The 2,665-nt window shown below is 75.1% G+C and carries 2 protein-coding genes; one reads left to right on the forward strand and one right to left on the reverse strand.

What is annotated here, in order from left to right:
- Nucleotides 1-854, forward strand: an 854-nt coding sequence (locus tag ND748_RS29655; protein ID WP_251749504.1) for a C2 family cysteine protease, incomplete at its 5' end; no start/stop codon positions are given.
- Nucleotides 855-861: 7 nt separating this feature from the next.
- Here ND748_RS29655 and ND748_RS29660 read toward each other — a convergent pair.
- Nucleotides 862-1,719, reverse strand: a complete 858-nt coding sequence (locus tag ND748_RS29660) for a universal stress protein (RefSeq protein WP_251749506.1) — start codon at nucleotides 1,717-1,719, stop codon at nucleotides 862-864.
- Nucleotides 1,720-2,665 lie beyond the last annotated feature (946 nt).

A 2,665-nucleotide genomic window follows, 5' to 3' on the forward strand; every position in this document is an offset into this window, starting at 1 on the left:
CGCCGAAGCCGGCAGCGGCGCTCGCCGCGGCCGAACTCGCGGGCCTCGCCGACGACCTGCTCGCCGGGGCGCCGGCCGACCTGCTCGATGAGCTGGTACGGGCCCTGCCATGGCTCGAACCCGCCGCCCCACCGCCGGCCGGCGGCGAACGGGCCGGGCCGGTCATCGGGCTGGACCGGTCCGCAGACGCCATCGTGCGCGACGGCGCCGACCCCGGTGACGTCGGGCAGGGTGCCGTCGCCGACTGCTATCTCGCCGCGGCGCTGATCGGCCTCGCACGGCAGGACCCCGCCCTGCTCGCCGAGCGGCTGCGGCGCAACCCGAACGGCACCGTCACGATCACCTTCCACCCGGGCCTGCGCGCGCCGGTCGGTGTGACGGTGACCGCGACGCTGCCCGCGAGCGGCGGACGCGGCGCGGTGGCCCAGGAGATCGCGATGGACGGCGACAACGCCGCCGGCCAGCCCGAGCTCTGGCCGGCGCTCTACGAGAAGGCATACGCCCGCCTGCACGGCGGGTACCCCGCGATCGGGTTCGGCAGCGCCTCGGTCGCTCTGGCGACCCTCACCGGACGGCCGGCGCACCGGCGCGCCGCCCGCGCGACGAGCGTCGTGGATCTCGCGGTCCTGCTCGGCCGCGGCGAGGTCGTCGTGCTCGCGACCCGGAGTCGGACCCGGCCCGGCGGCCTCGTCGCCGCGCACGCGTACCCGGCGCTGGCGGTGGATGCCGCGCGGGGTCGGGTGCTGCTGCGTAACCCCTGGGATCCCGCGCCGGGTACGGACAACATCCGGTGGTACGCCTGGTCGCAGGTCGTGGCCGACGTGCACGCGGTCGTGCACGGGCCCACTCGGTGACGGTCGGCTACCGTCTGCGGATGATCGCGACAGGGGTCGGACTGTGGATCATGCACTGATGGCTGACCGAACCCAGCAGCAGCTCGGCGAACCCGCCATGGCCGCGGGCGCCGACGACGACGAGGTCGCATTCCCGGCCGGCGGCGAGCAGTGCCTGGGTCGGCGAGTCCGGCACCACCCGGCGTCGCAGCTCCAACCCGGCGGGCAGGGCGTCGTGCACCGTGGCGACCGCCTCGTCGAGCGCGGCGCGGGCCTGCTCCTCCAGCGCCTGAGTGATCTCTCCGGGTGCCTCGGCGAAGGGTAGCGGGATGGCCGCGAGCCAGGCGTGCACGGCGATCAGCGCGACCCCGCGCCGGTCGGCCTCCTCGGCGGCCCAGATCAGGGCGGCGAGCGAGTTCGGGGAGCCATCCACGCCCACGGTCAGTGCCCGCGCCGGTCGGCCGCGGGTCTGGGCCGGGTCGCCGCCGCGCGCGATCACCACCGGCGCCGCCGAGTGCACGGCCACCGAGGCGCTGACCGAGCCGACCCGCAGCCGGTGCAGCAGGCCCCGCCCGCGAGCCCCGACCACGATCATGCGGGCGTCGTGTCCCACGGTGAGCAGTGCCTCCGCCCCGGGCTGATCGACGACCTCCTCGGCCACGGGGACCATGGACCCGGCCGGGGCCGCGGCGGTGACGGTCTCGTGCAGCATGTGGGCCGCCCGTTGGGCCAGGCCGTCGGCCGCCTCCGGCCGCGGTGGGCCACCGGGCCCGATCCCGACGACGGCCCGCAGCCCGCAGCCGTGCCGGTCGGCCTCGTCGAGTGCCCAACACAACGCCGTGTGAGAGCCCGGTGAGCCGTCGACTCCGACCACGATGTCGGTCATCCGCCGCCTCCTTCGCCGCCGGGGTGGCGCCGCGTCCGCGGAAGCACGGTCGGAATACCCCGCTCGCTGGTGGGGAACCCTCGGCGAGCGGGCCCGGCCGGCGGGCCGCCACGTCCGGCCGACCGCCCGGGCCGGGACCCTGGCCAGGGCCTACCGGGACCCGTGGCGTGGTGCCTCCATAGCCGGACAGATGGGTTCGATGTTCCTGGCCGCCGTCTTCCGGTCGTCCGGAGGGTCCAGGTCGGAAGCGATCGGACGGCGGCCCGCTGTGGTGGTCCCACCGTGGGTTGCCGCCGTACCTGCGCTACCCATGACTTTTCACCCCCACCTGCCGGCGGGAAAATCGGCGGTGCATGAGGCGTGGTTGGGCAAGCCCGGCAGCGCCTGATCCGTGACCGCAGCGGTTGGCCGCGATTCGGCAATGATCCATATCGCCCGGAGATCCTGCCAATCCGATCGCGCGCGAATCACGGGGCCACCGGGCGGCATTCGTCACCGGGCGCGACGAGATGTTGCCGGCCGTGCCCCTGTCCGCATTCCTGGCATTGGTGTACCGCCCGGCCCTGGCCGACGGCGTCGGGCGGTGGTTGTCGCGTCGTGCACCGGTCTGGGATGGGCGCCGGACGCGTGCGGAAGGGCCGCCGGAATCGCCCGACATGGTCGCGCAAAGATATGACTGCTTGTGCGGAAGAAAATCAGTCCGCCAATCGCCGATTCGCCGGCGGGTCCGGTGTTGTCGGTCCTGCCCGCCGGCAACGAGACGGCTGGTTTTTCGCGGCCTCGGCCGTTGCGGGAATGCAGCACTGCGCGGCCTGGTGTTCCCTGCGCGGTCTGTGTTCCCGGTGCCGGCGGGGCTGCCCACCGGGTCGCCGCCGCCGCTGTCTCCCCGACGCGTCCGGGGGCCGCGGCCGGCCCGTCCGGGGGGCGCGGCCGGCTCGTGGCGGGG

The organism is Frankia sp. AiPs1 (assembly GCF_023716945.1).
In the GTDB taxonomy this organism is placed as follows: domain Bacteria; phylum Actinomycetota; class Actinomycetes; order Frankiales; family Frankiaceae; genus Frankia.